Genomic DNA, 4,542 nt, shown 5'->3' with positions numbered 1-4,542 from the left:
CCCTGCAGGGGGAGGGAAAAACAAGTCGCACGAGCCCTTATTCCGAGGGCGTGTCCTTGTGGGAGCTCTCCGCATCGCTTTCGGCCTCGGCTTCGGGCTTCGGGTCCTTCAGCTTGGCGAACACGGAGTCGGCGTCGGGAGCCTCTTCCTCTTCATCCGGCGCCGCCATGGCGTCGCGGGCCTCCTGCGCCAGCGACGAAGCCATGTCGTTGTCATTGGCTTGCGGCGCCTCCGGCTCGGCCTCGCCCGCGGGCTCCGCCGTGCCGATGGTCTCCTCGGTGGGGAGCAAGGTTCCCGCCTTGACGGCTGCTTTGGTGGCCTTCTTCTGCTCGCGCTCAAGCCGCGCGGCGGCCCGCTTCACGGCGGCGTCGAGATCGATTTGCGAGCACAGGCCGAGCGTCACTGGATCCTGCGCCAGGAGGTTCGGCGAATTCCAGTGGGTACGCTCGCGGATGGCGAGGATGGTGGGCTTCGTGGTGCCCACGAGCCGCATGACCTGGCTGTCCTTGAGTTCGGGGTGGTTGCGCAGCAGCCACAGGATGGCGTTCGGCCGGTCCTGGCGGCGCGACACGGGGGTGTAGCGGGGGCCGCGCTTGGTCTTGACCTCGGGCACCTCGACCTTGGGCTCCAGGAGCTTCAGACGGTGCTTGGAATCCTCCTCGGCGGCGGCGATCTCCTCGCGGGAGAGCTGGCCGGAGGAGATGGGGTCCATGCCCTTGATGCCGTGAGCCACGTCGCCGTCGGCGATGCCCTTCACCTCGAGCACATGCAGGCCGCAGAACTCGGCAATCTGCTCGAAGGTGAGGGAGGTGTTGTCGACGAGCCAGACGGCGGTCGCCTTGGGCATCAACGGGGTGCGGGTCATGAGCATCTCGAACCTTACGTAAAGGGGTAGCGCCTCTCTCTCGCCCCCTCCGGCGAAAGAGCCAAACGAACCAATTGAGGGGAATGGGCCCTATATAGGGGCAGAGGCCTCTCTAGGCAATTGGCTCTTGGGGGCTTTTTAGGTCCCGACCTTCAGCACGCTCTTGCCCACGTGGGCCGGATCGTCGATGCGCTTATGAGCTTCGGGGGTCAGAGCTGAGTGCTGGGTAAAGCGTCCGGTTTTGACAGCAGACTTCAGCGGTACGGCCACACGAGGCTCAATCAAACGAGCCTAAGTGCCAAGGATGGGTTTATGCATTCTTAAGCGCATTTGGCCTAGCCTTTTGGAGGCGGTCCATAGGCAAACATGACAAATCTAGTAAAGCATTCCGCCTCTTCAGGAGAGGATGCTAGCGACGCGGGCAGTGTTGAATCAACAGTCCGCGTTGCGCGCCGTGCCATGGGACTGGTTTTCAGCGTTGTCCTGGTCGGCATCGGTCTCTTGGCGAGCGAGCGCTTGCTCCTTCGCTCCCATCTCATCGATGCCGCGGAGCTGTTACAGGAGGCGACTACCGTCGCCGATAGTATTCTCCTCGGTGACGAACGGGCGACGAATGCAGCCCGGATGGCGGCCGCGACGCAGGACCCGAACTGGCTTACTCGCTATGAGCAAGCTCTAGCGCAGATCGATTTAGCACTTGACAGGGCTAAGGAACTAGCCCCGGACGAAGTAGAGCGCCACATTCAGGAGGTGAGTGCTGCTAATGATCGGCTGGTGAAAATGGAGCGCCGCGCCTTTCAGGATCTGCAAACGGGAGACGTAGCCGGCACCCAGTCTGTTTTCGAAAATGCAGACTACAGATTCCAGAAGGGCATCCTTGCGGAGAGCGTTTTGTCGTTACGCGCTCGTATATTAGGCGCGGCCAGAAGCGAATGGGAAGACCTCAAGGCGTTGTCTCGCTGGCTAACCTTTGGGATTTTTGCTGCTGTTACCGGGAGCCTCGTTTTATTGTGGTGGCACATGATCGGCACTTTAAGCGCCTCCAGCGAAGCCTTTGCTGCTTCAGAGCAACAACTGAAGTGGATGGCGACTCATGACTCGCTCACCGGGCTTGCAAATAGGTGGCAATTTATCGAGGAAAAACGCGCCTATAAGGAGTCGCAAAGAGACTACCAAAAAATCGCGGTCTTCATATTGGACGTCGATTGCTTCAAGCAAGTGAACGATTGCTTTGGTCACAGAGTTGGCGACGAAGTGCTCAAGGTTGTTGCACAGCGCCTCAGTAGGCTTGCGGATCGCGGCGTAGTCGCTCGACTCGGTGGCGATGAGTTTGGCATCCTCCTGCCGTTCACGGATGACGAAATCGTTCTCACCGAATTTGCGCAGCAGATCCTAGACGAAGTGCAAGTGCCAATTAAGCTTGCCAACCTTAGGCTCAATATTGGGATCAGCATCGGGTACACAGTTTGCATAGTAGACGGCGACTCGAATCCACTTGCTGTCCAAGATGGCTCCTTAGTGGAAGCCACTTTTCGGCGCGCAGACATGGCCTTAAGTGCGGCCAAAATGAAGGGCCGTGGTTGTTACCACCGCTTTGAAAAACAAATGGAGCAAGAACTTTTCAATCGCGTCGAACTTGAGTCCGAGATTGAAGGTGCCATTAAGTCTGGCGAGATCGTTCCTTACTACCAGCCTCTTGTCGACATGCGCTCCGGTCGGGTAATCGGCTTTGAGGCGCTTGCGCGTTGGCAGCATCCGACTAAGGGCCTGCTGCCGCCGAGCGTCCTTATCCCTGTCGCCGAGGGTACCGGCACTATCGGAGAGATGACTTACAGCTTGCTCGGTCAAGCCGTAAGGGATGCAAAAGGCTGGCCCGACCATGTCACCTTGTCATTGAATCTGTCGCCCGTCCAATTGGCGGATACCTCTCTTGTTGGCCACATTCTGACGATCACCAGTGAAGCATCGTTCCCGGCCAAGCGGCTAGAAATCGAAATCACGGAGAATGCACTTGTCGAAAATATGAGTACAGCGGTCGGCATCCTAACAGAGTTAAAACGCCTCGATGTGCGGGTCGCATTGGATGACTTTGGTGCAGGCTATGCCGGTGTCCGCTATCTCCGTGAGTTCCGATTCGACAGACTGAAGATTGATCGGTCGTTCATACATGACTTGTCGTCGAACGCCGACGAAGTTCAGATGGTCAAGGCGATTGTGCGGCTGGCCCGCGCGCTAAAGATGGAGACGGTAGCCGAAGGAATCGAAGACAGAATAACCTGCGACCTTCTTCTTCAGATCGGTTGCGTCGTCGGCCAGGGATACTTTTTTGCTAAGCCTCACCCCGCGGCTGAGACAGAACATTACTTTCGTGACAACGAGAGCCGGCTAATAGCATGAGGCTTGGGATAAGCGTCTGTTAGCAGAATAGATAAGCGCGTCAGCTATTGGCGGCGGGTTCAAAGGGTGGCCGCAACACTTCAATCTTTGAGGAAAGATGGAGTGTTCAGGATGGGCTATCGCGGACGGATCTATTTCACGGAGAAGCAGAAGGCGGAGATTTGGGATCGCTGGCAGTGCGGTGAGTCGATGAGTTCGATCGGGCGGCTGTTCGATCGCAACTCCTCGTCGATTTATCCTTTGTTGGCCAGGACCGGCGGGGTCCGACCGCCGGAGCGGCGAAGGTCTCGTTTGGCGCTGACGCTTGCCGAACGCGAGGAGATCTCCCGAGGGCTGAGGGCACAGCTGTCTCTTCGAACGATTGCCCGTCAGTTGCGACGCGTGCCATCGACGATCAGCCGCGAGGTGCAGCGCAATGGAGGCCGTGCAGGCTACCGGGCTGCGCGGTCGGACCAGGCGGCTTGGGATCGCACACGTCGCCCCAAGCCCTGCAAGCTCGCTTGTCGCCCGGCGCTCTGCCGGACAGTATCGGGCAGGCTTGAGCGCAAGTGGTCGCCGCAGCAGATCGCAGGCTGGCTGAAGCGTGAACATCCTGACGACGAGCACCGCCGCGTGTCCCATGAGACTATTTATCGAAGCCTGTTCGTCCAGACGCGCGGCGTGCTGAAGAAAGAACTGCTGGCCCATCTGCGGGCGACCCGCGCAATCCGCCGCTCCCGGCACGCCAGCTTGAAGTGCGACGGGCTCGGCCAGATCAAGGACGCGATCTCAATCCGGGAACGGCCCGCTGCTGTGGAGGACCGCGCCATCCCCGGCCACTGGGAAGGCGACCTGATCGCAGGCTCCCGGAACAGCTATGTCGCCACGCTGGTCGAGCGCCGTTCCCGCTACGTGCTCCTCGCCAAAGTTGCGAACAAGGACACCGCCAGCGTCGTGGCCGCGCTCGTGAGACAAGTGCAGCACCTGCCGCGGGAACTGCGCAGGTCGCTGACCTGGGACCGGGGCAAGGAGCTCGCCGACCACAAGCGCCTGACGCTGGCCACCGACCTTGAGGTGTACTTCTGCGACCCTCACAGTCCCTGGCAGCGCGGCACTAACGAGAACACCAACCGTCTTCTGCGCCAGTACTTCCCGAAGGGCACCGACCTGTCCGTGCACAGCCAAGCCAAACTGAACGCCGTGGCGCGCGAGCTTAACGAGCGACCAAGAAAGACGTTGCAGTATCACTCACCAGCGGAGAAGTTCTCCGAGTGTGTTGCGGCGATCGGTTGAATCGGCAA

The 4,542-nt window shown here is 59.5% G+C and carries 3 protein-coding genes; 2 read left to right on the top strand and 1 reads right to left on the bottom strand.

Annotated elements, in window-relative coordinates:
• Positions 1-37: 37 nt before the first annotated feature.
• A complete protein-coding gene (locus ACSLE4_RS13900; RefSeq protein ID WP_435905029.1) occupies positions 38-865 on the bottom strand; it encodes a DUF1013 domain-containing protein in 828 nt (275 codons plus the stop codon).
• 459 nt (positions 866-1,324) lie between these two features.
• Here ACSLE4_RS13900 and ACSLE4_RS13895 point away from each other — a divergent pair, with 459 nt between their 5' ends.
• Both ACSLE4_RS13895 and ACSLE4_RS13890 read left to right on the top strand, forming a co-directional pair.
• On the top strand, positions 1,325-3,262 hold the full coding sequence (locus tag ACSLE4_RS13895; RefSeq protein WP_435905028.1) for a putative bifunctional diguanylate cyclase/phosphodiesterase: 1,938 nt from the start codon (positions 1,325-1,327) through the stop codon (positions 3,260-3,262).
• A gap of 111 nt (positions 3,263-3,373) precedes the next feature.
• On the top strand, positions 3,374-4,534 hold the full coding sequence (locus tag ACSLE4_RS13890) for an IS30 family transposase (RefSeq protein WP_435905027.1): 1,161 nt from the start codon (positions 3,374-3,376) through the stop codon (positions 4,532-4,534).
• Positions 4,535-4,542: the final 8 nt, after the last annotated feature.

Source organism: Methyloceanibacter sp. (assembly GCF_051306395.1).
Taxonomy (GTDB): domain Bacteria; phylum Pseudomonadota; class Alphaproteobacteria; order Rhizobiales; family Methyloligellaceae; genus Methyloceanibacter.
The sequence above is the reverse complement of the archived record's forward strand: the minus strand, read 5'-3'. Positions and strand labels throughout refer to the sequence as shown.